A 23,453-nucleotide genomic window follows, 5' to 3' on the forward strand; every position below is an offset into this window, starting at 1 on the left:
GAGCGGGCCGAAGCGCAACGCGGCGCAGGCCAGCGACCACCGTGCTGAGACAATCAAGTCGATGACACTCTCCCTGCCCCCGGACCCCACCGACGACGATGCGCTCGTCGAGACCTTCACCGACTGGGCCCAGGAGAGAGGTCTGAGCCTGTACCCGCACCAGGAGGAGGCGCTCCTGGAGCTGGTGACCGGCTCGCACGTGATCTGCTCCACCCCGACCGGGTCGGGGAAGTCGCTCATCGCCATCGCCGCCCATTACGTCGCACTGGCCCGTGGTCTGCGCACGGTCTACACCGCACCCCTCAAGGCGCTGGTGAGTGAGAAGTTCTTCGACCTGGTGGAGATCTTCGGCGCCGATCAGGTCGGTATGGTCACTGGCGATTCCTCCATCAACGCCGATGCTCCGATCCTGTGCTGCACCGCCGAGATCCTCGCCAACCGCGCCTTGCGCGCCGGGAACGAGACGGACGCCGGCCAGGTGGTGATGGACGAGTTCCACTTCTACGCCGACCCCCAACGCGGGTGGGCCTGGCAGGTGCCGCTGCTGGAGCTCACCGGCACCCAGTTCCTGCTGATGAGCGCCACCCTCGGCGACGTGAGCTACTTCGCCGAAGACCTCACCCGCCGTACGAACCTCCCCGTGGCGGTGATCACGAACACCGAACGCCCGGTGCCGCTGACCTACACCTACTCCACCGAGCCGATCACCGAGATCATCACCGAACTGCTCGGCACGCACCGCACGCCCGCCTATCTCGTCCACTTCACTCAGGCTGCCGCCGTGGCACAGGCGCAGGCCCTGACGTCGGTGCAGGTGGCCACCAAGGAACAGAAGGCGCGCATCGCCGAGGCTCTCGGAGACGTGAGCTTCGCGAAGGGGTTCGGGTCGACGCTCTCCCGGCTGCTGCGCAGCGGTATCGGGGTCCACCACGCGGGAATGCTGCCCCGCTACCGCCGACTGGTCGAGCGCCTGGCTCAGGCTGGACTCCTGCGCGTGATCTGCGGCACCGACACCCTCGGCGTGGGCATCAATGTACCCATCCGCACCGTGGTGCTGACCGGTCTGACGAAGTTCGACGGTGTGAAGTCCCGCCACCTGAGCGCCCGGGAGCTGCATCAGATCGCCGGGCGGGCAGGACGTGCCGGGTACGACACGGTCGGCGAGGTGATCGTGCAGGCCCCCGAGCATGTGATCGAGAACGCCAAGGCGCTCAAGAAGGCCGGCGACGACGAACGCAAGAAGCGCAAGATCGTCCGCAAGAAGGCCCCCACCGGGGTGGTCAACTGGACCGATAAGACCTTCGAACGCCTCCGCGACTCCGAACCGGAGCCGTTGACATCCCAGTTCTCTGTCTCGCACGCGATGGTGCTCGGGGTGCTCGCCCGGCCGGGCGACCCACTGCCGGCGATGCGCCGGCTGCTCACTGACAATCACGACTCCCCCACCGACCGCAACCCGCACGTGCGGCGCGCGATCTCGATCTACCGCACCCTGCGTCAGGCGGGTCTGGTAGAGCGTCTGCCCGAGCCCGACAGCGAAGGGCGGACGGTCCGGTTGGTCGGTGAGGTACCGGACGATTTCGCGCTGAACGCCCCGCTCTCCCCGTTCGCGTTGGCGGCGCTGGAGCTCCTCGATCCCGAGCATCCGGACTTCGCTCTCGACGCCGTCTCGGTGATCGAGTCGACCCTGGAGGATCCGCGGCCGTTGCTCATCGCGCAGGAGAAGGCAGCCCGTGGTGAAGCGGTCGCCGCGATGAAGGCGGAGGGGATGGACTACACCGAGCGGATGGATGCGCTCGAGGAGATCACCTATCCGCGCCCGCTCGCCGAGCTACTCACCGCCGCGCTGGCAGAGTTCCGCACCACCAACCCGTGGGTGGACGACTACCAGCTGAAGCCGAAGTCAGTGGTGCGGGAGATGGTCGAGCATGCGATGACCTTCTCGGAGCTGGTCTCGCGCTACCAGCTGGCCCGCAGCGAGGGCGTGGTGCTGCGCTACCTCACCGACGCCTACAAGGCGTTGCGGCAGGTCGTGCCCACGGCAATGCGCACCGAGGAGCTCGCCGAGCTGATCGAGTGGCTGGGCACGGCCGTGCGGCAGATCGACTCCTCCCTGCTGGCCGAATGGGAGGCGTTGCAGGCGGGGCATGCGCTCGAGGAGAACCAGGGGGCCCCCGACGGCGGAGCTTCCGAGGACGAAGCACGTTTCGGTCCCGGACCGGACGCCCCGATCACCGCGAACCCGCGCACGTTCCGTGCGCTGGTGCGCAACGCCGTCTTCCACCGGGTGGAGCTGGCCGCACGGCACGCACATGACTCCCTGGGCGCTCTCGACGCCGGGATCGGCTGGGACGCCGATACCTGGGCAGAGGCGATGGACGGGTACTGGGACGAGTACGACCACCTCGGTATCGGTCCGGAAGCACGTTCCGGCGGTATGGTCACGATCACGACGGGGCGGGATCACTGGCAGGTCGAGCAGGTGCTCGATGATCCGGAGGGTGACCGTGACTGGCGGCTGCGGGTGACCGTGGACCTGGCCGCAAGCGCCGAGACGGGACGGGTCGTCCTCTCCGGGATCGATGTCGGCCCGGCCCGTACGATGGCCGGGTGAACGAGCAGGCACCAGGCTGGTACCCCGATCCGGCTGGCGAGAACCAGCAGCGGTACTGGGACGGGGATTCGTGGACCGAGTACTACCGGCCGCTGCTGCCCTCGCAGACAGAACCGAGCGGTCCTCAGTCCGCCTACGAGGACTATCCGTACCTGGAGTCGGTGACGCACCGCCGTCCGGATGTGATGGTGACGCCAGGAACGCCGGGTGGCTGGCAGTCCTCGTCGGCGTGGGGAACGCCGGACGAGGGCCGTGAGTCCGGAGGGACGAAGGTCTTCGGCAGCGGGGTGCGCAGCACGCCTGGTGGCGTGGCGGCGGTGGCATCTCTGGTGGTGCTCGCGCTGTTGCTCGTCACGGGGATCACCTGGTGGGCACTCTCGGGGAGCCGGGAGCCCGACACTCCGGGTCCCACATCGGGTCCAACCGGCGGCTCGGGATCGGTGACCACAGGCACGGTCGCGCTCGGTGAGGAGACGCCGGCGCAGGTCGGGGCCGGGGGTGTGTGGGAGGGCGCACTCTCCGTGGACGAGCCGGTGGTGCTGATCGTCGACGTGCGCTCGGATACCGGTGCTGAGGATCTCGAGATGACAGTCGAGGATGCGGCCGGGAACCAGGTCACGGCTGGAGACGACCGTGGCCGCGAGCTGGCCGAAGAGCTGGATGGTTCGTCACTGGACCCTCTGGTCGCCGTCTCGCTAGAGGCCGGTGAGTACACAGTGGTGGTCAGCGAACTCGATGGGTTCGCGAGCGAGTTCAGCGTGCGTACGACCGAAGTCGCCGACCAGGTGGCCATGCGTGAGCCCACCCGGGCCGCAGTGCCAAGCGGTGGCTACTGGGCCGGCTCGATCGAGCTGCCGGACGCCGGCGAGTACGTGGTGGACGTGGAGGACTCCTCCTCCGGAGACCCGGTGCTGCTGACGCTCGACGCGGACGGGCGCGTGCGCGGCAACGATGACCGCGACCCGGACAACGAGGACCGCAACCCGCTGCTGGAGTCCGATTTCCCGGCCGGAACCCTGGTAGTGATCGTCACCGAGTGGTCCGGTGACGCGACCGACGTGACCGTGACTGTCAGCGAATCCTGATGGGCAAGAAGAAGAACGCATCTGAGGGTGGCCCGGCCACTCCGGCAACCGTGGCCCTGGACCGAGCGGGTCTGACTTACCAGGCGCACCCCTACACCCACGATCCAGCGAGCGACCTCAGTTACGGCCTGGAAGCGGCCGCGGCGCTCGGCGTGCCGCCGGAGGTCGTGTTCAAGACGCTGGTCGCCAAGGTTGACGGGCTGCGCGCGGCACAGGGGTTGGCGGTGGCCGTGCTCCCGGTCACCGCCACCCTGGACCTGAAGGCACTCGCACAGGCGCTGGGCTGCAAGAAGGCCGCGATGGCCGAGCCCGCGGCGGCGGAACGCTCCAGCGGATACGTCACCGGCGGGATCTCCCCCATCGGCCAGCGGACAGCCCTGCCCACGGTCATCGACTCCTCGGCCGAGCAACTCGAACGGGTCTACGTCTCGGGCGGGCGACGGGGCTTCGACATCTCGCTCGCGCCGACGGATCTGATCGTGGTCGCGGACGCGCAGGTAGCACCCATCGCCCGGCCTGGATGCTGCCGGTGAGTGTCGAGAGTGCCGCCATCTAGCCGCCGGCACTCTCGACACCGCGGCCCCAGAGGAGAAGTGCCGCAGCCAACACAAGGAATAGGGCGACAGTGACGATCGACAAGAGGATCGTCAGCATCAGGCGACCGAGACTGATCCGGTCCCCGGAATCAAAGCCGTAGTACCTGAGCCATCCCCACACCCCACCGCAGATCGCTCCGAGCGCTCCGAGACGCATCAAGGTGTCGGCAGTCGCAAGTGCCCGAAAGGCTGGCTCACCAACGTCCGCCGAAGTCAGGCCGAACACGCTCATGCCATCAACGATCAGCAACTCTGCCACCCACGCAGCAATCGCTGCGAGGGCTGCGAGTGCGGGCAGCGACAGTAGCTTCGTCCACCGTGAGTTCAGACGGAATAGGTGAACCCATCCCATGACCGTCGCGATGGCCGCGGCCAGCCAGGGCAGGATGCGGACCAGGATCGACCAGCGGTTCGTATCGAGCGCACCGGGGTCGCTGCGCGACGCTTCGGTGAACAGCACGTCGAGGCACAGTCCGAGGACGGCGGCCACCGCTATCCAGCACAGTGCATATCCCGCACGCAACAACCGGCTCCGTCTGTCCCACGTCGTCCAGAGCACCATCGCCACCACCCCAGCGGCCGCGATGGAAACACCAGGTACCTTCATCCACCATGCGAGGTCGAGCCACGGCAGAACAAAGCCCGCAACGATCAGCAGAGTGGCTGTCACGAAAGACAGCACGAATCCGATCGACCTCCAGGGGTGCTCCCACGGATCACGAACAACCTTCCGCGGTTCGGTCTGGGGTGTTGTTGTCACCATGACCGCAGGGTCGAAGGGCCCACCAGGCAGCTCACTCGCTGCCAGGCTCCTGTGCGCACGGCGGTCGATCACATCGCGCCGATTGCCCGCATCGTCGCTGTCGTTCCGTTTGACCCACACATGCCATTGAGCCGGGTCCCAGGCAACATCGCCGGACTCACGCCAGCGCCTTGGAATGAGATTGACCCACGTTCGTCTGGTGTGGGCTACCGCGACCCGTCGGCGCCGATCCTGACCGGGTTCGACCAGGCGGATCTCGTCGACAATGACTGGCGCACGTTGCGCCGAGAACTCGTCGAGTTCTGATCGTGCCACGCTCATGGCAGCCGACCTTGCACAGTACAATGGAAGCGCCACGGTGCGCTCTCTATTATGAGAGACGAAGGTCCAACCGCGCTCGGCCAGAGCCACATCGGTGTGCTCAATCATGGTGCTCTCGGGAACACGGATCTTCGCGTAGACCACTCGGTTGGATCGTCTGTCTTGCACGGTCAACTGGTCTCTCCTCAAGCGTCGAAGCGGGGATAGCGCGGCTCACCTCGCCGAGCGCGACGATGCTAACGGCCGGCACCCACACTGACCTCGACCTCATGCCGGCCTTCAGCACCACGACGCAGAGTGGCCAACGAGAGCGTCGACATGTAAAGTTTCAGCCGTGATCTTTACATGTCAGTGCGTCATGCAAAGTTCTGTGTCATGACGAATTGGCAGGCAGACCGCCCGTACAACGAGTTGCCTCCACCGCCGGGCGCCGACGCCCTCGAGACCCGACGCGTACTCAAGGCGACGATCGGCGCACGAACTGCCCTCGCTCAGCTCGACCAAGCCGGGCGCTCGATGCCGAACCCCGCCGTTCTGATCAACACGATTCCGTTGCTGGAGGCGCAAGCCAGTTCGGAGATCGAGAACATCGTCACCACGACGGATGAGCTCTTTCGACAGGTCAACGCGACAGATGTCACGGGCGACGCAGCCACACGCGAAACGCTCCGTTACCGCACCGCGCTACGAGTCGGCTCGGAGCACGTTCAGGAACGGGGCCTGACAGTCGGCGCGGCCGAACAGATCTGCACCGTGATTCAGGGCCACGACGTAGGAATCCGGTCGATGCCCGGGACTCGCACCGCCAACCCAGCCACTCGCGAGATCATCTATTCACCACCGGAAGGACGCGAAACTCTCAGGAACAAGCTGGCAGAGTGGGAGACATTCATACACGCCGATGACGGCATGGATCCGCTGGTGCGCATGGCGGCCGCGCACTACCAGTTCGAGGCGATCCACCCGTTCACCGACGGCAACGGTCGCACGGGGCGCATCCTCAATGTCCTGATGCTCGTGGAGTCGGGATTGCTGCATCAACCGCTGCTCTACCTCTCCCGGTACCTCATCGGCACCAAGCAGGACTACTATCGACTCCTGCTCGACGTGACCACGGAGGGTCGATGGGAAGAGTGGATCACCTACATTCTCACCGGCATCGAGCGAACGTCACTCGCCACCACACGTCAGATCGCCGCGATACAGGAGCTCCAGGCGAGTTTCGCGGCCCAGGCGCGCAACGCATCGAGAGGCGGTACCGACGCCGAACTACTGGCCGTCCTGTTCGAGCAGCCCTACAGTCGGATCGCTGTCGTCATGGACCGATGCGGAGTCTCTCGGCCCACAGCAACGCGTTGGTTGACCGACCTGGCGGAGGCAGGACTGATTCACGACGTCCGCGTCGGTCGCGAGCGCCTCTTCGTCAACACGCAGTTCTTGCGGCTGCTGACGCATGGCCCCTGGGAGTGACCGGCTTGCCGCTCAGCTCGCGAACGGCCGGTGCGTCTCGACGATCTCTCGCCCGAACGGGGTGAGCGAGATCGGGATCAGTTTCAGGTTCGCCCAGCCCATCGGGATCCCGATGATCGAGACGAACAGCGGGATCGCGGTGACGATGTGCTCGATCACGAGCCACCAGCCGGCCACGATGAACCAGATGATGTTCCCGATCGTCGATCCGGCGCCGGCATCGGGCCGGCGCACCACCTCCCGCCCGAACGGCCACAGCACGTAGTTCGCCATCCGGAACGAGGCGATGCCGAACGGGATGGTGATGATCAGGATGCAGCAGATCACCCCGGCCAGGGCGTAGCCGACCGCCAGCCAGAAACCGGCGAAGACCAGCCAGATGATGTTCAGTAGCGTGCGCACGCTTCCACTGTATGCGCGTCTACGCTGGAGCGGTGGAACCGGATGAGCTCTGTGGCGCGACATTGACCAGGCAGAACCTCGACGGCGAGGTGTGGATCGGCGCGCAGATCGACGAGCTGGAGCTCGACGACTCCTCGCTTCAGCGGCTGCGGGCCGCCGAGGGCACCTGGGAGCGCTGCACCTTCACCGACTGCGATCTCACCGGTGCCGACCTGGCCGGGCTCACCACCCGGGACGTCGGGCTCGTCCGCACCACCCTCGACGGCGCCCGGCTGACCGGCTCGTCGTGGTTACGTTCGCGCTGGCGCGACGTGGAGGCGACCGACGTGGTGGCCGACCTGCTCTCCGCTCACAGCGCCACGTGGACGGCGGTCACGCTCACCGGTGCGAACCTGCGCCAGGCCGACTTCTCCGGCGCAGCCCTGCAGCGCGTGCGCTTCGTCGATTGCGACCTCACCGAAGCACGTTTCGCGGGAATGCGCGCCCAGCAGGTGACGATGTCCGGCTGCCGGCTGGAGGGCATCGCGGGAGTGGATGCTCTGCGCGGGGTCACCATGACCACCGAGGATGCCGTCGGCGCGCTCGGATCCTTCGCCGCCCACCTGGGCATCACCCTGAAGGAGGGCCGATGACGGCGGTCGCTGCCTCGATCGAACAAGTCCGCTCCCGTATCGCCACCGCCGCCCAGGCCGCGGGCCGGAACCCGGCCGAGGTGCGCCTACTGCTGGCGGTGAAGCGGGTGGAATCCACGCGAATCCGGGAGGCCCTCGCAGCCGGTGCCACGCTGATCGGGCAGAACCGTGCCCAGGAGCTCGTGTCCACCGAACCTGACCTCGACGACGTCCCACACGAGACACACTTCATCGGGCACCTGCAGTCGAACAAGGTCAATCAGGTGATGCGCTGGGCCGATTGCGTGCAGAGCATCGACTCAGCCAAGATCGCACAGCGCCTCGACCGTGCGGCCGCCACCCGCGGCCGCGACCTGGACGTGTTCGTCCAGGTCAACACCTCCGGCGAGGAGACCAAAGCAGGAGTGCCGCCAGAGAGCGCGGGCGAGCTGGCCGCCGTCGTGGGCTCGCTGGAGCACCTGCGCCTGCGCGGCCTGATGACCATCGGGGCGAACTCCCCCGACCCTGGTGAGGTGCGCGCCAGCTACACCGCCCTCGCGCAGGCGAGAGACGCCGTCGTGGGCTCGGGTGAACCGGGCACGAGCGAAGCGCACGAGCTCTCCATGGGGATGTCCGGGGACCTGGAACTGGCGATCGCGGCCGGGGCGACCATGGTGCGCGTGGGGACCGGGGTGTTCGGAGCGCGCTGACACTCCTTGCCAGGTGTACGGCGTACACCTTAGGCTGCCTGACGAAAGGTGTACGTCGTACACCTCGGATGGGAGGGACCATGCCATGTACATCATCACCACCACGCTGAGCCGGGCCGCCGGCATCTGCGCGATCATCACCGGCCTCATCTTCGGCGGCATCCAGTTCATCCACCCGGTCGACGAGGCTGCGAGCGTGCCCACCACGATGTGGGCCGTGACCGGATATCTCACCTTCACCATGGCCGTCTGCGGGATGGTCGCTGTGACCGGCCTGTACCTGCGGCAGGTGCAGGCGTCGGGCATCCTCGGCCTTGTGGGTGCCCTCATGCTCGGCATCTTCTACCTACTAACCAGCGCCTTCACCTTCGCCGAGACACTGATCCTGCCGGCGGTGGCCGATGAGGCGCCGCGATTCGTGGAGAACTTCCTCGGGATCTTCAACGGCGCGGGCACCGACGGCACGCTCGGCGCCCTGGAGGTGATCAGCCCGGTCGCCGGCGGCCTGTACCTGCTCGGCGGCGTGGTCTTCGGGCTGGCGTCCCTGCGAGCTGGGATCTTCCCGCGGTGGGCCTCGATCCTGCTGGCCCTGGGAGCCATCGTGCCGGTGCTGACCGCCTTCCTCCCACATGCGGTGAACCGGTTCGCCGCCCTTCCGGTGGGGATCGCGCTCATTGGACTGGGACTGTTCCTGTGGGCGCAGCGTGCGCCGGCGCCGGCCGAGTCCGAGCCGCGGCTAGGCTGATCGGACCGTCAGGAGGAGAGGTGCCATTGGCCACGCAGGAACGCACGCCGGTCAGCCGTAGCCGGGCGCTGCGCGCGGCCGTCGAACTCGCTGACGCCGAGGGAATCGACGCGGTCAGCATGCGCAACCTCGCCGGCCGGCTGGGTGTGGTGCCGATGGCTCTCTACAAGCACGTGGCCAATAAGGAGGATCTGCTCGACGGGATGGTCGATACGCTCGTCGCCGACCTGCCCCGCCCCGAACCGGGCCCCGGGTGGAAGCCTGCGGTGCGGGCCACGATCCTCGCCGCGCGGGAGATGATCGTGGCCCATCCGTGGCTGCGCCGGGTGATCGAGTCCCGCACCCGACGCACCCCGACGGTGCTGACCCACATGGACTCCCTCGCAGGGGCCTTCATCGCCGGCGGGCTCAGCGCCGACCTCACCCACCATGTGATGCACACGCTCGGCCACCGTATCTGGGGGTTCAGCCCCGAGGCGTTCGATGCACCCGAGGAGCCTGACGACGCCACACCGCCCACCGATCCGCAGGAGGTCGCGGCGATGGTCGAGCGCATGTCCGCCACCTACCCCGCCATCACGGCAGTCACCCTCGCCGCGATCGACGGCGATCTTGCCCGGCTCGGCGAGACGTGCGACGAACAGAGGGAGTTCGAATTCGCCCTCGACCTCCTCCTGGACGCCTTCGAACGCCTGCACACAGGGTCGCGTGGGTCACGGAATACCTGACCGCGACTGGTGTTGGCACTGGTAGGACATACCCGATCAAGGAGAAGTAGTGCCCACCATCGACATCACCACCGAGACCTTCGAGCAGACGGTCAGCGACAACGACATCGTGCTCGTGGACTTCTGGGCCGAGTGGTGCGGACCCTGTAAGCAGTTCGCCCCCATCTATGAGCAGGTCTCGGCCAAGCACCCCGACGTGACCTTCGCGAAGGTCGACACCGAGGCCGAGCAGGAGATCGCCAGCCAGGCGGGGATCCAGGCGATCCCTACGCTGATGGCCTTCCGGGACGGGATCCTGCTGTTCAACCAGGCTGGCGCCCTGCCTGCCAAGCAGCTCGAGCAGCTGATCACCCAGGTCAAGGACCTCGACATGGACGAGGTCAAGGCCAAGGTCGCCGAGCAGCAGGCCGCCGCTCAGGCCGAGTAACTCGGCTGGTGGGCGTACCGGGTCGGCACCCACTCGCCCGTGTAGACCGTCGTTTCGGGCTGCACGTGCGACTCCCGCGCCGGTGCTGACTCGATCACCGGGGCCGGCTCCCCTGCCGCTTCCATGCGGGCGATGAGCCGGTCCCGGAGTCCCTCAGCCACCTCAGCGAACGCCGGAACACCGGCGACGTTACGTAGCTCGTGCGGATCGTTGGCCAGATCGTACAGCTCGGCCTCCACGTAGCGGTCGGCGCTATGCTCGATCCACGGATCAGCGTCCGGGGCCACCACGTGGTACTTCCACCGGTCGGTGCGCAGCGTCCGGCCCAGTTCGGACTCGCTGACCTGCACAAACGCCTCCTGTGGGAAGTCGGCGCCCGGGTCACGGACGAGGGGCAGGATCGAATGCCCCTGCATCTGTTCCGGCACGTCGATCCCGGCGGCGTTCAACAGTGTCGGCGGAAGGTCGATCGTGCTGACCGGGCGGTCCACGCGGCCACCGCCCTCGAAGCCTGGGCCCCTCATCGCGAAGGGCACGCGGATCGAGCTGTCGTGGCAGGAACGTTTGTACTCGGAGTTTCGGGTGCGGAAGTGGTTGCCGTGGTCTGAGGTGAACGCGATGATCGTGTTCTCGAGCTGACCGGTGCTGCGCAGCGCGTCGATCAACCGGCCCAGCCCTTCATCGATCCGGCGGATCTGACCGAGGTAGCCGCCCATGTGCTCGGCCGCCGTGGAGCCGGTCGAGTCCGTCGCGGCCAGGTCCGGCGGCATCCACTGGCCCGTGTACCGCTCGGCGTATCCCACCGGTGCCGGGTAGGTATCCACCTCGTTCTGGTGGTGCGGCTCGATGAGGGAACAGAACAGGTAGAACGGCCGCTCCTGCTCGGCGGGCGCGGGCCCTACTGGTGGCGTGCTGTGGTCGGCCACGAACCTGATCGCAGCGTCAAAGATCGCGTCCGACCGGTAGCCGGGGAGCATGACCGGCTCGCCGTCGCCGTCGAACATCACAGTCCGGTACGCATCGGAGGTGAACTCCAGCAGGTTCGCCCCAAGCCAGGACTCATAGCCCCCACGCTGCTCGGGCGGCACCGGCTCGGTGTCGGCCAGGTGCCACTTGCCGATGTATCCGGTGGCATAGCCGGCGTCGGCGAAGTAGTGGGCGAGCGTGCGTGTCTGCCCGTGCGTGGTGCCGTTGCGGAAGCACCCCGACGACGTCCCGTACTGTCCCGTCTGGATGGCCGCCCGGGCGGGCGCACAGACCGGGTTCGCGGTAAACGCCTGCGCCATGTACGTCCCGGAGGCCGCGATGGCGTCGAACTCCGGGGTCAGGCCGAGCGGGTTGCCACCGGCTCCCGTGGTGTCCCAGCGCTGCTGGTCGGTGAAGACGACGATGACGTTCGGGCGGGTGGGCACAGGGGCTTCCTTCCGGGTGAGGGTCGACGAACTACTGCTTGACGGCACCGGCCACACCTTCGACGAAGTACCGCTGCAGGAACAGGAACGCAATGATGATCGGCATCAGACTGATCGTCGAGGCGGCGGCCATACCTACCCAGTCGGTGAAGTACTCCCCCTGGAAGTGGTAGATGCCCACCGCCAGGGTGCGCAGCTCAGGCTGATTCAACGTCAGCACGAGAGGCAACAGGAAGTCGTTCCAGGAATGCATGAACTGCAGCACGACCGCCGTGGCGGTCACCGGCTTGGCCAACGGTAGGTACACCTTCCAGAAGACCCGTAGGAACCCGGCTCCGTCGATCACTGCCGCCTCCTCGAGTTCTTTGGGCAACTGACTGAAGAACCCGGCGAACAACAGAATCGCGATCACATGGGCTCCGCCGGCCTCGGCGAGGGTGATACCCCACAGGGAGTCAGCGAGGCCGAGAGCGTGAATGAGATCGAAGATCGGGATGATCGTGTAGCCCTCGGGAAGGAAGACGGCGAACGCGAGCAGTGCCACGACGACGTACCGGCCAGGAAACCGGTACCGGCCCAGAACGTAGCCGATCATCGCCGTGGAGACCACGCTGATCACGATCGACCCCGCCGTGATGAGCACGGTGTTCACGAAGTAGCGCGCGATGTTGGCCTCACTCCACACCCTGATGTAGTTGCCCAGCTGAAGAGTCTCCGGTACCAGTCCGAGACCGGAGAATGCCTCCGCATTCGTCTTCAGGGAGGTCGAGATCATCCAGATGAACGGATAGATCCAGACGATGCAGATGGGAAGGAGGATGAGCGAGATGATCGTCGCTCGAAGCACGGCCTTCGACCGCCGCTGAGGCGGTGACGTCGGCTCACCGGGGCCCTGGGAACGTGCATCCTGCGCAGCGAACGAGCCGGCCGTCGACGTAGACGTGGTGATCTTGGTCATCGCTCGCTCCCCATCGCCGCGCGCATCGACTGTGCCTTCTTGGCCACCCAGATCTGCAGTAGGGCGACCACCATGACCGCTAGTCCGAAGAAGACACCGGCCGCCGAGGCATATCCGAGTTCGGGTAGGCCACCGTCACCGACGAAGGCCTCCCGGTAGATGTAGACCTCCATCACCTCGCTCGCGCGGGCCGGGCCACCTTGCGTCATGGCCTGGACGATCGCGAAGACGTGCAGGGTCTGGTTGGCGGTGAGCAGCGTGATGATCGCCGCGAACGGCGCCAGGATCGGGACTGTGATGTGCCGCAGTAAGTGCCACCGGCCCGCACCGTCGATCCGCGCAGCCTCGTAGTACGTGGCGGGGACGGTCTGCAGGGCCGCGAGCCAGTAGACCATCGTGATCCCCATGTTCTTCCATATCTCGACGCCCATCACGGTCCACAGAGCAGTGTCCTTGTCGCCCCTGAAGTCGATCGCCTGGTCAACGAGTCCGGTACCGGTGAGGACCTCGTTCACCGGTCCGTTGAAGGGGTCGAGGACGAACGTCATGATGATGCCGACGATCGCCGCCGTCGTGACCACAGGGAGGAAGAACATCGTGCGGAACACCGGGGAGAGTTTCATTGACTCGTTGTTCAGCAGGATGGCCAGCAGCAGGGACAGTGCCAACTTGATCGGCACAGCCACCAGCACGAAGAGGAACGAACGACCGAAAGCACCCCAGAAGGCTGCGTCGTGGATGAGGCGAGCGTAGTTGTCCAACCCCACCCACGTCCGCTCGCTCGTGTAGCCGCTCCACTCCAGGAATGAGAAGTACCAGGACATGAAGATCGGGTAGAAGGTGAACAGTGCCGACAGCACCAGGGTGGGCACCATGAAGACGTAGCACCATCGATGCTTCAGCACCTGGGCCCAGAGGCCGCGGTTATGACGAGTGCCAGGCGTACTCACTGCAGTCATGAGTTCGTGTATTGGCCCGCGGTGAAGTCGTCAGCGGGGTTCCAGTCAGGGAACACCCAATCTGCGCGCGAGACGTTCGCCCCGGCGTCCCGGGCGGCAATGATCGCGTCGTCGAGTGCCCGATTGCACTCATCTTCGAGTTGCTGCAGTGACTGCCGCAGTTCACCCTGCCCGCTGAAGATCGCTTGGCCCAGATCTGCGAACGTGGTGCTCGGTGGCCGGTGCCGCAGGATCACCTCGGAGTTGTCGGCGTTGCGCAGGCGCGGGTCCGGAGCCAGTCGCATGAGGTCTCCGGCTACGTTGACGGCGGCCACCGCGCGCGCGTCGAGGTCCGTGCTCTGGGCCGAGAGCTCATTGGCCGCCGGCATGACCGAGGACAGGTTGCCCTGCGAGGCCACGATGATGTTCGCCTGCCCGTTCACTGATCCGAGATAGTGGAACATGTCACCGACCACCTCCGGATAGCGCGCCCCGGCGAAGAGGTAGAGGTCGTTGGCTCCCTCCTCCCAGAACGGGTATGAGGCTGACGCTCCGCCGTCGGCACTCGGGGGTGCCCCGACGGCGAAGTCGAAGTCCGGGAAGTCCCGCTGATACGCCGGGATCGCCCACGGCCCGTCGAACAGGACTCCCGCCACGCCCTGGGGGAACCGAGACCGTGCTGTGGCGTCGTCGAGGCTGATGTAACCGGGGAAGATGCTGCCGTCGTCATCGATCGCTAGCAGCATCTCGAACGCTTCGACGACCTCCGGCGCGGTGAGGTCGTACTCACCGGTACGCAGGTCCAGTCCTCGATATGTGCCTGAGTTGATGACCGAGTGCCCGATCATCTGAGCGAACATGAGCGCTACCTGCGCGATCCTGGTGCCGTCGATCATCAATCCATACGCATCACCCGCGCCGTTGTCGGTGATCACCCGGCACGCCTCGCGCAGTTGTTCGAGGCTCAGGCGCGCGGTCGGATCGAATCCGGCGTCGGTCATCAGCGTGCTGTTCGTCAGCTGGAGGTACTCGAACCGCTTGCTGGAGTTCATCGGCCAGGTGTACGTGAGGCCATCGAAGACGTGCACACCGGGGATGAACGCGCCCTCGGGGAAACCCGCCCGCCACTCCTCGAAGTCCGGGATGACATCATCGAGCGGACTGATCCATCCCTCACTGATCGCCGACTGCGTCGGCATGCTCGCCGGTCGGGCGAAGACGTCAGGGGCGCTCTCATTCCGTACTGCGACCGGGATGGCCTCGTTGATCGTGTCCCATGAGCTCGGCTGATAGTCGACCGTGATGTGCTCGTGCTTGTCCATGTAGGAGGCGAAGAACGGCTCCAGGAACATCGCCTTCAGGTCGCCCGAGTCCATCCAGCCGATCGTGACGTCTTCGGTCGGCAACTCGGCTCCCGAGTCCGGGATCTCCTCGAAGCCGAATTCCGGGTCCTCGGTACCGGTTCCCGAGCCGGTGTCGGTGCTCACGTCGCACGCCGCCAGCGCGCCGAGGCCGAGCGCGCCAAGTCCCAGGGCGCTCCGTCGGGTGAATGGTGTGGTGCTGAGTTGTCGTTTCATGGCAATCACTCCTCGTTGATGTGATGGCATTCGTGTTCGTAGTGGCGCGTAATGCGCCCGGCTCAGGTCGAACCGCGTGCGGTGAAGGTCCACGGCCGACTGATTTCTCGCCAGTCACCGTGGCGCGGGTGCAGGATCCGGTCGAAGAGCATCTCGGCCGCATCGGAGAAGTCGGCACCGTCATCCGGACCCATCGTGCTGAGGGTGGGGCGGGTGACCTGAGCCTCAGGAATGGTGCCGGCACCCACGACTGCGACATCGCTGGGCACGGTCAGTCCCAGATCTCTCGCCGCCCAGATGGCGCTGACCGCAGCGCGCGAGGACGCCGAGATGATCGCGTCTGGAGGCTCAGGGAGGCCCAGCACGGCTGCGGCTGCACGGTAGCCCTCCGCTCGGCCATCGGCGCCGGGAACCACCAGATCGGGGCGGACAGGAAGCCCGTGCGATTCCAGCGCGTCGACGAAACCTGCGAACCGATCGCTGTCCACGGGACGACCCGCATGGAACTCTGCGACTTCTCGCTCGTGGCCGAGGTACGCGATGGAACGACGACCGGTTCTCACGAGGTGGTCGACGGCGTCCCGGACAGCGTCCGTCTCAGGCTCGCGGTAGACGTCGAAACCGTCGGCCGGTGCCGAGTTGCTCAGCACCATCATCGGAATGTCGGCGCTGACCAGATCGTCGAGGCCGGCAGCGCCCACGTGATGGAGTCCACCCGCGAGGACCACACCATCCGCCACTCGTTCGCGCAGCCGATCGATGCCCCGACGGGCCGAGGAAGGTGAGTTGACCACCATCGTGATCAGGCCGAACCCGTGCCGGTCCCCCACCTCGTGCAGGCTGGCGGCCATCTGATCCAGCACCGGCACACCGAAGCCGCCGATCACCAGGCACACCTGCTCGGTAGACCGGCGTCGCAACATCCTCGCCGATCGGTCCGGAACGTAGCCAAGCTTGTGCGCAGCCTCAAGGACCCGGTCGCGGGTGATGTCGGGGATTCGGCGGTCCGTCCGGCCGTTCATCACGTAGGAGACCGTCGCCACAGAGACGTCCGCTGCCGCGGCAACGTCACGAGAGGTCGGTCGCGTGGTTCGCACCGGAGCTTGCCTCCTCATCCAACTGATCTGCTTATTCGTTTAACCGGATGTCAGGCTTATACGATTAACTACCGGAGGTGCGGTTGTCAAGCGACAGTGCGCATCGCACGACGCCAAGGCAGGCCTACTCAGGGAACGCGCCCGATCCAGGCCGGATCAGAGAACTTGCCCACTGCGAGTTCCCCAGCCCGGGCGATCTCCTCTGAGTGCAGCTCGCCCTCGCTGGTGCGGTATCGGGCCCGGAAGTGGTCCTTCATGGAATCGATGATCGCCTCGCGTGCCATTCCGGTCTGACGACGCATGGGGTCCACGCGCTTGTTCGCGCTGGCAGTCCCCTTGTCGGAGAGCTTCTCCCGCCCGATGCGCAGTACCTGCAGCATCTTGTCCGCGTCGATGTCGTAGGACATCGTCACGTGGTGCAGCACCGTGCCGTTCGCGAGCCGCTTCTGGGCCGCTCCCCCGATCTTTCCCTCCGGGGAGGAGATGTCGTTGAGTGGCACGTAGGAGGCATCGATCCCCAGCTCGCGCAGCGCGCCGATCACCCAGTCATCGAGGAAGGCGTAGGACTGCTCGAAGCTCAGGCCCTCCACCAGAGATCCAGGGACGTACAGCGAGTAGGTGATCGCGTTCCCCGGCTCGACGAACATCGCCCCGCCGCCGGAGATTCGGCGGACCACCTGGACGCCCAGTTCCTCGGCGGCAACGCTGTCGATCTCGTTGCGCAAGGACTGGAACGAACCGAGGATCACGCAGCGCCCGGACCACTCCCAGATCCGCAACGTCGGGCCGCGCCGGCCGGCTCCGACCTCCTCCAGCAGCACCTGGTCCAGCGCCAGGTTCATCGTCGGCTCCGAGGGACCGGGGTGGACGATCTCGAAGGTGTGATCGTGCCAGCCGGTGGCCCGTCCGAGGGCACGCCGGACGGCGATCGCCACCGCTTGCGGGGTGAAACCGACCAGATGAGCATCCGCCGTCGCCCGCTTGACCAGTGTGGCCATCCGTTCGACGGTGACGTCCTTGGGCAGATCTGTCAGCGCCGCGTCGATCTTCTCCAGAGCGTCGTCCGGCTCGAGGAAGAAGTCACCACTGATGTGCACGCTCGCCAGGCGCTCGTCCACGACCTCCACCTCGGCCGCGACCAGCTTTCCCCCGGGAACCTTGTATTCGCCTCTGCTCACGCCCTCACCCTAGTGGCGCCACGTCGGCATGAAGGAGGCCGTAGACCAAGCCGTCCACGAGCGCCTCCCACGAGGCCTCGAGCAGGTTCGCCCCGACGCCCACGGTGCTCCAGGAGTGCTGGCCGTCGGTGAGTTCGATCAGCACCCGGGTGATCGCATCGGTGCCGTGTGCGGAGTCGAGCAGGCGAACCTTGTAGTCGATCAGCTCGATGTCCTCGATCTGCGGGTATGCCCTCGCGAGCGCCTGGCGCAGGGCGTGGTCGAGGGCGTTCACCGGACCGTTCCCCTCGCCGGTGGAGACCACCCGCTGGTTCCCGGCGTGGAGCTTCACCGTCGCTTCGGCCACGTCCCGCATCACCCCGTCGGGTCCGGCGGAGTGATCCACGATGGCTCGCCAGGATTCGGTGCGGAAGTACGCCGGGCGCTCACCGGTGATCTCTTCGCGCAGCAGCAGCTCGAAGGAGGCATCGGCGGCGTCGTAGGTGTACCCATTCGCCTCGGCGTCCTTGACGCGGGTGGTGACCCGCCCGAGCAGGTCCGACTGCCCCGTGAGGTCGAACCCGAGCTCGCGGCCCTTGAGCTCGATGCTGGCACGACCGGCCATGTCCGAGACCAGCATCCGCATGTCGTTGCCGACCTTGCGGGGGTCGATGTGCTGGTAGAGGTCGGGGTCGATGCGGATGGCGCTGGCGTGCAGTCCGGCCTTGTGGGCGAAGGCACTGGCGCCGATATAGGGCTGGCGGGCGAAGGGGGCGATGTTGGTGACCTCGCTGATCGCGTGCGCGATCCGGGTCACCTCCTCCAGTCCGCCCTCGGCGAGGGTACGCAGGCCGAGCTTGAGGTCGAGGTTGGCGACGACGGCCAGCAGGTCCGCGTTGCCGGTGCGCTCCCCGTAGCCGTTCACCGTGCCCTGCACGTGCCGGGCACCGGCGCTGACGGCGGCCATCGAGTTGGCCACGGCGCAGCCGGAGTCGTTGTGGGCGTGCATCCCCAGGATGTGGCGCGAAGGGTCGGTCCCAGCGCGCACCTCGGTGACGATCTCGTGCACCCATTCGGGCAGCATGCCGCCATTGGTGTCGCACAGCGCCACCACCTCGGCCCCGGCCTCGAACGCCGCGGTGACGGCCCGCATCGCATAACCGGGGTCGAAGCGGTAGCCGTCGAAGAAGTGCTCGGCGTCGAGTACCACCCGGCGGCCCTCGCCCACCAGGTAGGAGACGGTGTCTGCGATCATGGCGAGGTTCTCCTCGGCGGTCGTGCGCAGCGCACGCTCGACGTGCCGGATGTCGCTCTTGGCAACGAGCGTGATCGTGGGGGCCTCGGAGTCGAGCAGCGCACGCACCTGAGTGTCGCGGTGCGCCGTCGTGCCCGGCTTGCGCGTCGATCCGAACGCGGCGAGCTCGGCATTCGTCAGATCCAGGTCCTTGGTGGCGCGTGCGAAGAACTCGGTGTCCTTCGGGATCGCTCCCGGCCAGCCGCCCTCGATGAACGTCACCCCGAGTTCGTCCAGCATCGGTGCGATGGCGAGCTTGTCAGCGACAGTGAGGTTCATGCCCTCCTGCTGTGCGCCGTCGCGCAGCGTGGTGTCGTAGACGTGCACGACGTCGTGCTCGACAGTGGGCGTGGTTGGGGTGCTCATGGTCATGACTTCCTGCGGGTGGGTCCAGCAACAAAAAGACCCCCCGGGTGCGGGAGGTCTGCGCGTTCACCGGGTGTGGCGAACGCGCTAGGCGATAATCAGGGCGCTGGTGGGCGTCATGTGCTCATCATCGCACATCGCACCGGTGTCACCCCCTCACCGTAGGCTCGCACCCGTGGAGATCCTGGTGCACCCCGCGGGCGATGGCGCCACCGTGCACCTGGTCGAGCTGGGCACCGAGGCCCGCACGACGGCGCAGCGCACCTGTGCACGCGAAGAGCTGGCACAGGTGGTTGGTCACCGAGAGCGACAGGATGCACCCCGGTGGGTCTGGGCCGATACCGCGACGCTTGCACCGGACCTGATCGGTGCCGGCGTCCGCGTGAGCCGGTGCCTGGATCTACGGCTGTGCCGGGTGATCCTGCAGCACGCTCTCCCGGACCGGGACTGGCCGGAGCTGGGCTGGCGATCGACGCACCCGGCGGCTCCGGGCGAAGCCTCCCCACCCACCCTCTGGGACGAGGCGCTCACCGTGGCCCTGGGCCTGGACGACGTGCTCGCCGAACGCGCTCGTCAGCACGACGCGATCACGGCCTGCCCGCAGCCGGAGCGGATGCGACTGCTCCTGGCCGCCGAATCCGCCGGCGCGCTCATCGCAGCCGAGATCGCGGCCGACGGGCTCCCCTGGGACCGGACTGCCCATGAGCAGATCCTCAGCCGGATGCTCGGTCCCCGGCCCGCGACCGGGGCCCGCCCGGCACGGTTGGAGGCACTCGCCGCCCAGATACGGGCACACCTCGCCGCCCCAGCGCTGAACCCCGACTCCCAGCCTGACCTGCTGCGTGCGCTGCGACGTGCCGGACTCGATGTGTCCACGACCTCCAAGTGGGAGGTCGGCCGGCTCGATCACCCGGTCGTCGAGCCGCTGCTGGAGTACAAGAAGCTTGCCCGGCTGCTCAGCGCGAACGGCTGGGTGTGGCTCGACCAATGGATCCGCCCGGGCCCGAGCGAGCATCAGCAGCACCGCTTCCGGCCGGACTACGTCCCCGGCGGTGTGGTCACCGGACGGTGGGCGACCAGCGGCGGCGGCGCGCTGCAACTTCCCAAGTCGCTCCGGCGGGCTGTCCGGGCTGATGCTGGCTGGCGGTTAGTGGTCGCCGACGCTGCACAGATCGAGCCCCGCGTCTTGGCTGCAATAGCCGGCGATGACGCGCTCGCCCAGGCAGGCCGCGCGGGCGATCTGTATCAAGGACTGGTCGACCGGGGCATCATGGCCACCCGCGCCGACGCCAAGATCGCCATGCTCGGCGCCCTGTACGGGGCCACCACCGGCGAGGCAGGGCTGCTGATGCCGCGGCTGATGCGCGCCTACCCGCGCGCCACCGGCGTGGTGGAGCAGGCCGCCCGCACCGGCGAGGCGGGCGGAACCGTGCGCACCTGGCTCGGCCGCACTTCTCCCCCGCCCCCGGCGGCCTGGCACGAACGCCAGGCCGCCGCCAGCCAGCCCGACGCAACGGACGCCGTCGAGAGACGTGCGCGCCAGAGCGCGCGGGACTGGGGACGATTCACCCGCAACTTCGTCGTGCAAGGCACGGCTGCGGAGTGGGCGTTGTGCTGGATGGCCGAGATCCGCCGTCGACTGGCTGCCCTGGCACCCCTGCCCGGCCGTGCGCACCTGGTGTTCTTCCTGCACGACGAGGTGATCGTGCACGCACCAGCCGAGGCGGCCGAGGAAGTCGCCGATCAGATTCGCGCCAGCGCCACCGAGGCAGGGCGGCTGCTGTTCGGGCGCACCGCCGTGGCCTTCCCGCTCGACGTGGCGATCGTGGAGAACTACGGCGACGCCGAGTAGCTCAGGCCAGGCGGCGCATCCATCCGTACGGGTCCTCGACGCGCCCGTACTGCAGATCGGTCAGATGCTGGTACAGCCATTGCGTCACGGCACCTGCCACACCGTCGCCAACGGTCAGGTCGAAGCCGGTGCTCTTCAATGCCCCGACAGGGGTGACCACGGCAGCCGTGCCGCAGGCGAAGACCTCGGTGATGCGGCCCGAGGCGATCTGCTCGGTGATCTCCGCCAGACTGATCTGACGTTCGTTCACCCGGCGGCCGTCATCGGCCAGCAGCTGCAGGATCGAACGACGCGTGACACCCTCCAGGATCGTCCCGGTCAGAGCCGGCGTGTGCACCTCACCGTCATCGGTGACGATGAAGACGTTCATCCCCCCGAGCTCTTCGAGATAGGTGTTGGTGGCGGCGTCGAGGAAGCACACCTGAGCGCACCCGTTCTCGATCGCCTGCTGCTGCGGGAGCAAACTGGCGGCGTAGTTGCCGCCGCACTTGGCCGCACCCGTCCCGCCTGGCCCCGCCCGGTGGTAGTCCTCAGCCACCCAGATCGAGACCGGCTGGAAGCCGGAGGTGAAGTACGGACCCGACGGTGAGGCGATCAGCAGGTAGTCGACCTGCTTGGAGGGGCGCACCCCGAGGAACGGCTCGGATGCGAACATGAACGGTCGCAGATACAGACTCGACCCCGCCGAGCCAGGCACCCACTCCAGATCGGTGGCCACGAGCGCCTCGATGGACCCGAGGAACTGCGCTGCCGGCAACTCCGGGAGGGCCAGCCGGTGGGCACTGGCCGCGAACCGGGCCGCATTCGCCTCGGGCCGGAACGCCCACACCGAGCCGTCGGCGTGGCGGTAGGCCTTGAGACCCTCGAAGATCTCCTGCGCGTAGTGCAGCACCGCAGCGGCCGGGTCCAGGCTGATCGGCGCGTAGGCCTCCACCCGCTGGTCGTGCCAGCCGGCATCCGGGGTCCAGACGGCGTGGGCCATGTGGTCGGAGAACACGGTGCCGAACGCGAGGTGCTCCAACGCAGCCGTGCGCTCGGCCAAGGTGCGCGGGTGCGAGGACGGGTGCACCTCGAACATCGACATCGCCGAGTCGCTGGTGGTTTCGCTGCTCATGGTGTGGGTTCCTTCGCGTGCCTCACCCTGCTCGGCAGGGTCTGTGTCGTGTAGACGGTACCGCTCACTCGCTGGTGGCGCTGCGTGCTGGTGCAACCTCACGCCAGCCGGTGCAGCCACCGGTAGGTATCGTCGCACCTGCCGTACTGAATGCCGGTGAGCCGCTCGTGCAGCTCGGTGGTGACCGGACCCGGCGCGCCGTCGGCGACGGTCACGTCGAAGCCCTCGCCGGCGAGCCGGCCGATGGGTGTGATCACAGCCGCCGTCCCGCAGGCGAGCACCTCGGTCACCGTGCCGCGGCGCAGTCCGTCGAGCACCTCGGCCAGGGTGATCGTGCGCTCGACCACCTCACGCCCATCCTGGGCGAGCAGGTCCAGAACGGAGCGCCGTGTGACCCCGGCGAGGATCGTGCCCGTCAGTGCGGGCGTGTGGACACTGCCATCACCCATCACCAGCAGCACGTTCATACTGCCGATCTCCTCCAGGGCGGTGCTGGTGGCGGCATCCAGGAAGCACACTTGGTCGCATCCGTGCTCGCGGGCCTGCTGCTGCGGAAGCAGACTCGCGGCATAGTTGCCGCCGGTCTTGGCTGCACCGGTGCCGCCCGGGCCGGCCCGGTGCTGGTCGCGGGCCACCCAGATCGAGACCGGCGCGAACCCGGCGGTGAAGTAGCCACCGGCCGGGGAGGCGATGACCAGATAGTCCACACCGGCAGCCGGTCTCACCCCGAGGAAGGCTTCGGAGGCGAACATGAACGGCCGCAGGTACAGGCTCGCACCCGCGCCTGCGGGCACCCAGGCCCGATCCGTGCGCACGAGCGCCTCGAGCGAAGCGAGGAAGTCGGCTTCCGGCAGTTCCGGCAGCGCCAGCCTGCGAGCGCTGGCCGCGAACCGGGCGGCGTTGAGCTCGGGGCGGAAGGCCCAGACCGAGCCGTCGGCGTGGCGGTAGGCCTTGAGACCCTCGAAGATCTCCTGGCCGTAGTGGAGTACCGCGGCAGCGGGGTCCATCGCCAGCGGGGCGTAGGGCACGACGCGATGATCGGTCCACCCGGTCTGCGGCGACCAGTGGGCGCGAGCCATGTGGTCGGTGAAGCAGGTGCCGAAACGCGGTGCGAGGACTGCCTGCCGGCGTTCCTCGGCCGGGAACGGGGAGAGGTTCGGCTGCACCGGGAAGTGAGGTGCGCCGTCGGGAATCGTACTCATGTGGCCCTTCCACC

General features: G+C 67.2%; 21 protein-coding genes. 10 read left to right on the forward strand and 11 right to left on the reverse strand.

What is annotated here, in order from left to right:
* The first annotated feature begins 61 nt into the window (after positions 1-61).
* Genes IM660_RS12780 through ybaK form a run of 3 tightly spaced genes read left to right on the forward strand, consistent with a single transcriptional unit; the run spans position 62 to position 4,232 of the window.
* Positions 62-2,614, forward strand: a complete 2,553-nt coding sequence (locus IM660_RS12780; protein WP_193499397.1) for a DEAD/DEAH box helicase — start codon at positions 62-64, stop codon at positions 2,612-2,614.
* On the forward strand, positions 2,611-3,699 hold the full coding sequence (locus IM660_RS12785; protein WP_193496010.1) for a DUF2510 domain-containing protein: 1,089 nt from the start codon (positions 2,611-2,613) through the stop codon (positions 3,697-3,699). Before IM660_RS12780 ends, IM660_RS12785 begins: the two co-directional genes overlap by 4 nt.
* Positions 3,699-4,232, forward strand: a complete 534-nt coding sequence (gene ybaK / locus IM660_RS12790) for a Cys-tRNA(Pro) deacylase (protein WP_193496012.1) — start codon at positions 3,699-3,701, stop codon at positions 4,230-4,232. The genes IM660_RS12785 and ybaK overlap by 1 nt, the downstream gene beginning before the upstream one ends.
* A gap of 19 nt (positions 4,233-4,251) precedes the next feature.
* On the opposite strand, the gene IM660_RS12795 is transcribed toward ybaK, so the two are convergent.
* Entirely contained in the window at positions 4,252-5,553 is a 1,302-nt protein-coding gene (locus IM660_RS12795; protein ID WP_193496014.1) for a hypothetical protein, read from the reverse strand.
* 201 nt (positions 5,554-5,754) lie between these two features.
* Here IM660_RS12795 and IM660_RS12800 point away from each other — a divergent pair, with 201 nt between their 5' ends.
* Complete coding sequence (locus tag IM660_RS12800) at positions 5,755-6,849, forward strand: Fic family protein (RefSeq protein ID WP_193496016.1); 1,095 nt, start codon at positions 5,755-5,757, stop codon at positions 6,847-6,849.
* Positions 6,850-6,861: 12 nt separating this feature from the next.
* Here IM660_RS12800 and IM660_RS12805 read toward each other — a convergent pair whose 3' ends face one another.
* Complete coding sequence (locus IM660_RS12805; protein ID WP_210768976.1) at positions 6,862-7,251, reverse strand: YccF domain-containing protein; 390 nt, start codon at positions 7,249-7,251, stop codon at positions 6,862-6,864.
* Between the two features lie 11 nt (positions 7,252-7,262).
* Here IM660_RS12805 and IM660_RS12810 point away from each other — a divergent pair, with 11 nt between their 5' ends.
* From IM660_RS12810 to trxA, 5 genes are all read left to right on the forward strand, one after another.
* A complete protein-coding gene (locus IM660_RS12810) occupies positions 7,263-7,883 on the forward strand; it encodes a pentapeptide repeat-containing protein (RefSeq protein ID WP_210768977.1) in 621 nt (206 codons plus the stop codon).
* Complete coding sequence (locus IM660_RS12815; protein ID WP_193496022.1) at positions 7,880-8,572, forward strand: YggS family pyridoxal phosphate-dependent enzyme; 693 nt, start codon at positions 7,880-7,882, stop codon at positions 8,570-8,572. The genes IM660_RS12810 and IM660_RS12815 overlap by 4 nt, the downstream gene beginning before the upstream one ends.
* Positions 8,573-8,657: 85 nt before the next feature.
* Positions 8,658-9,317 (forward strand): hypothetical protein, encoded by a 660-nt coding sequence (locus IM660_RS12820; RefSeq protein ID WP_193496023.1) that lies wholly within the window; start codon positions 8,658-8,660, stop codon positions 9,315-9,317.
* Between the two features lie 20 nt (positions 9,318-9,337).
* A complete protein-coding gene (locus tag IM660_RS12825; protein WP_343071990.1) occupies positions 9,338-10,045 on the forward strand; it encodes a TetR/AcrR family transcriptional regulator in 708 nt (235 codons plus the stop codon).
* A 49-nt stretch (positions 10,046-10,094) separates the two neighbouring features.
* Positions 10,095-10,472 carry a thioredoxin gene (gene trxA / locus IM660_RS12830; RefSeq protein ID WP_159623605.1) on the forward strand — a complete coding sequence of 126 codons (378 nt, stop codon included), beginning with the start codon at positions 10,095-10,097 and terminating at the stop codon, positions 10,470-10,472.
* On the opposite strand, the gene IM660_RS12835 is transcribed toward trxA, so the two are convergent.
* From IM660_RS12835 to cimA, 7 genes are all read right to left on the reverse strand, one after another.
* A complete protein-coding gene (locus IM660_RS12835; protein WP_193496025.1) occupies positions 10,460-11,884 on the reverse strand; it encodes a sulfatase family protein in 1,425 nt (474 codons plus the stop codon). The genes trxA and IM660_RS12835 overlap by 13 nt on opposite strands.
* A 31-nt stretch (positions 11,885-11,915) precedes the next feature.
* Complete coding sequence (locus IM660_RS12840; RefSeq protein ID WP_193496026.1) at positions 11,916-12,842, reverse strand: carbohydrate ABC transporter permease; 927 nt, start codon at positions 12,840-12,842, stop codon at positions 11,916-11,918.
* Complete coding sequence (locus IM660_RS12845) at positions 12,839-13,801, reverse strand: carbohydrate ABC transporter permease (RefSeq protein ID WP_193496028.1); 963 nt, start codon at positions 13,799-13,801, stop codon at positions 12,839-12,841. Before IM660_RS12845 ends, IM660_RS12840 begins: the two co-directional genes overlap by 4 nt.
* Complete coding sequence (locus IM660_RS12850) at positions 13,798-15,357, reverse strand: ABC transporter substrate-binding protein (RefSeq protein ID WP_193496030.1); 1,560 nt, start codon at positions 15,355-15,357, stop codon at positions 13,798-13,800. The genes IM660_RS12845 and IM660_RS12850 overlap by 4 nt, the downstream gene beginning before the upstream one ends.
* 62 nt (positions 15,358-15,419) lie before the next feature.
* Complete coding sequence (locus tag IM660_RS12855; protein ID WP_210768978.1) at positions 15,420-16,454, reverse strand: LacI family DNA-binding transcriptional regulator; 1,035 nt, start codon at positions 16,452-16,454, stop codon at positions 15,420-15,422.
* A gap of 128 nt (positions 16,455-16,582) precedes the next feature.
* On the reverse strand, positions 16,583-17,632 hold the full coding sequence (gene lplAB / locus IM660_RS12860; protein WP_193496033.1) for a lipoate-protein ligase LplAB: 1,050 nt from the start codon (positions 17,630-17,632) through the stop codon (positions 16,583-16,585).
* Positions 17,633-17,636: 4 nt separating this feature from the next.
* The gene (cimA, locus tag IM660_RS12865) at positions 17,637-19,271 is read right to left on the reverse strand and encodes a citramalate synthase (protein WP_193496035.1); all 1,635 of its coding nucleotides are present in this window, start codon (positions 19,269-19,271) and stop codon (positions 17,637-17,639) included.
* Positions 19,272-19,389: 118 nt separating this feature from the next.
* Here cimA and IM660_RS12870 point away from each other — a divergent pair, with 118 nt between their 5' ends.
* Positions 19,390-21,123 carry a bifunctional 3'-5' exonuclease/DNA polymerase gene (locus tag IM660_RS12870; RefSeq protein WP_193496037.1) on the forward strand — a complete coding sequence of 578 codons (1,734 nt, stop codon included), beginning with the start codon at positions 19,390-19,392 and terminating at the stop codon, positions 21,121-21,123.
* Between the two features lies 1 nt (position 21,124).
* Here IM660_RS12870 and IM660_RS12875 read toward each other — a convergent pair whose 3' ends face one another.
* Both IM660_RS12875 and IM660_RS12880 read right to left on the reverse strand, forming a co-directional pair.
* Positions 21,125-22,237 carry a branched-chain amino acid aminotransferase gene (locus IM660_RS12875; RefSeq protein WP_193496038.1) on the reverse strand — a complete coding sequence of 371 codons (1,113 nt, stop codon included), beginning with the start codon at positions 22,235-22,237 and terminating at the stop codon, positions 21,125-21,127.
* Positions 22,238-22,335: 98 nt separating this feature from the next.
* Positions 22,336-23,439 carry a branched-chain amino acid aminotransferase gene (locus tag IM660_RS12880; RefSeq protein ID WP_193496040.1) on the reverse strand — a complete coding sequence of 368 codons (1,104 nt, stop codon included), beginning with the start codon at positions 23,437-23,439 and terminating at the stop codon, positions 22,336-22,338.
* Positions 23,440-23,453 lie beyond the last annotated feature (14 nt).

Origin of the sequence: Ruania alkalisoli (assembly GCF_014960965.1) — a bacterium.
In the GTDB taxonomy this organism is placed as follows: Bacteria; Actinomycetota; Actinomycetes; order Actinomycetales; family Beutenbergiaceae; genus Ruania; species Ruania alkalisoli.

Bases quoted from the DNA above. Each gene is read 5' to 3' on its own strand.
- IM660_RS12780 (WP_193499397.1), top strand. From the start codon at position 62: ATGACACTCTCCCTGCCCCCGGACCCCACCGACGACGATGCGCTCGTC.
- ybaK (WP_193496012.1), top strand. From the start codon at position 3,699: ATGGGCAAGAAGAAGAACGCATCTGAGGGTGGCCCGGCCACTCCGGCA.
- IM660_RS12800 (WP_193496016.1), top strand. From the start codon at position 5,755: ATGACGAATTGGCAGGCAGACCGCCCGTACAACGAGTTGCCTCCACCG.
- IM660_RS12810 (WP_210768977.1), top strand. From the start codon at position 7,263: ATGCGCGTCTACGCTGGAGCGGTGGAACCGGATGAGCTCTGTGGCGCG.
- IM660_RS12815 (WP_193496022.1), top strand. From the start codon at position 7,880: ATGACGGCGGTCGCTGCCTCGATCGAACAAGTCCGCTCCCGTATCGCC.
- IM660_RS12820 (WP_193496023.1), top strand. From the start codon at position 8,658: ATGTACATCATCACCACCACGCTGAGCCGGGCCGCCGGCATCTGCGCG.
- IM660_RS12840 (WP_193496026.1), bottom strand. From the start codon at position 12,842: ATGACCAAGATCACCACGTCTACGTCGACGGCCGGCTCGTTCGCTGCG.
- IM660_RS12845 (WP_193496028.1), bottom strand. From the start codon at position 13,801: ATGACTGCAGTGAGTACGCCTGGCACTCGTCATAACCGCGGCCTCTGG.
- IM660_RS12850 (WP_193496030.1), bottom strand. From the start codon at position 15,357: ATGAAACGACAACTCAGCACCACACCATTCACCCGACGGAGCGCCCTG.
- cimA (WP_193496035.1), bottom strand. From the start codon at position 19,271: ATGAGCACCCCAACCACGCCCACTGTCGAGCACGACGTCGTGCACGTC.
- IM660_RS12870 (WP_193496037.1), top strand. From the start codon at position 19,390: ATGTGCTCATCATCGCACATCGCACCGGTGTCACCCCCTCACCGTAGG.
- IM660_RS12875 (WP_193496038.1), bottom strand. From the start codon at position 22,237: ATGAGCAGCGAAACCACCAGCGACTCGGCGATGTCGATGTTCGAGGTG.
- IM660_RS12880 (WP_193496040.1), bottom strand. From the start codon at position 23,439: ATGAGTACGATTCCCGACGGCGCACCTCACTTCCCGGTGCAGCCGAAC.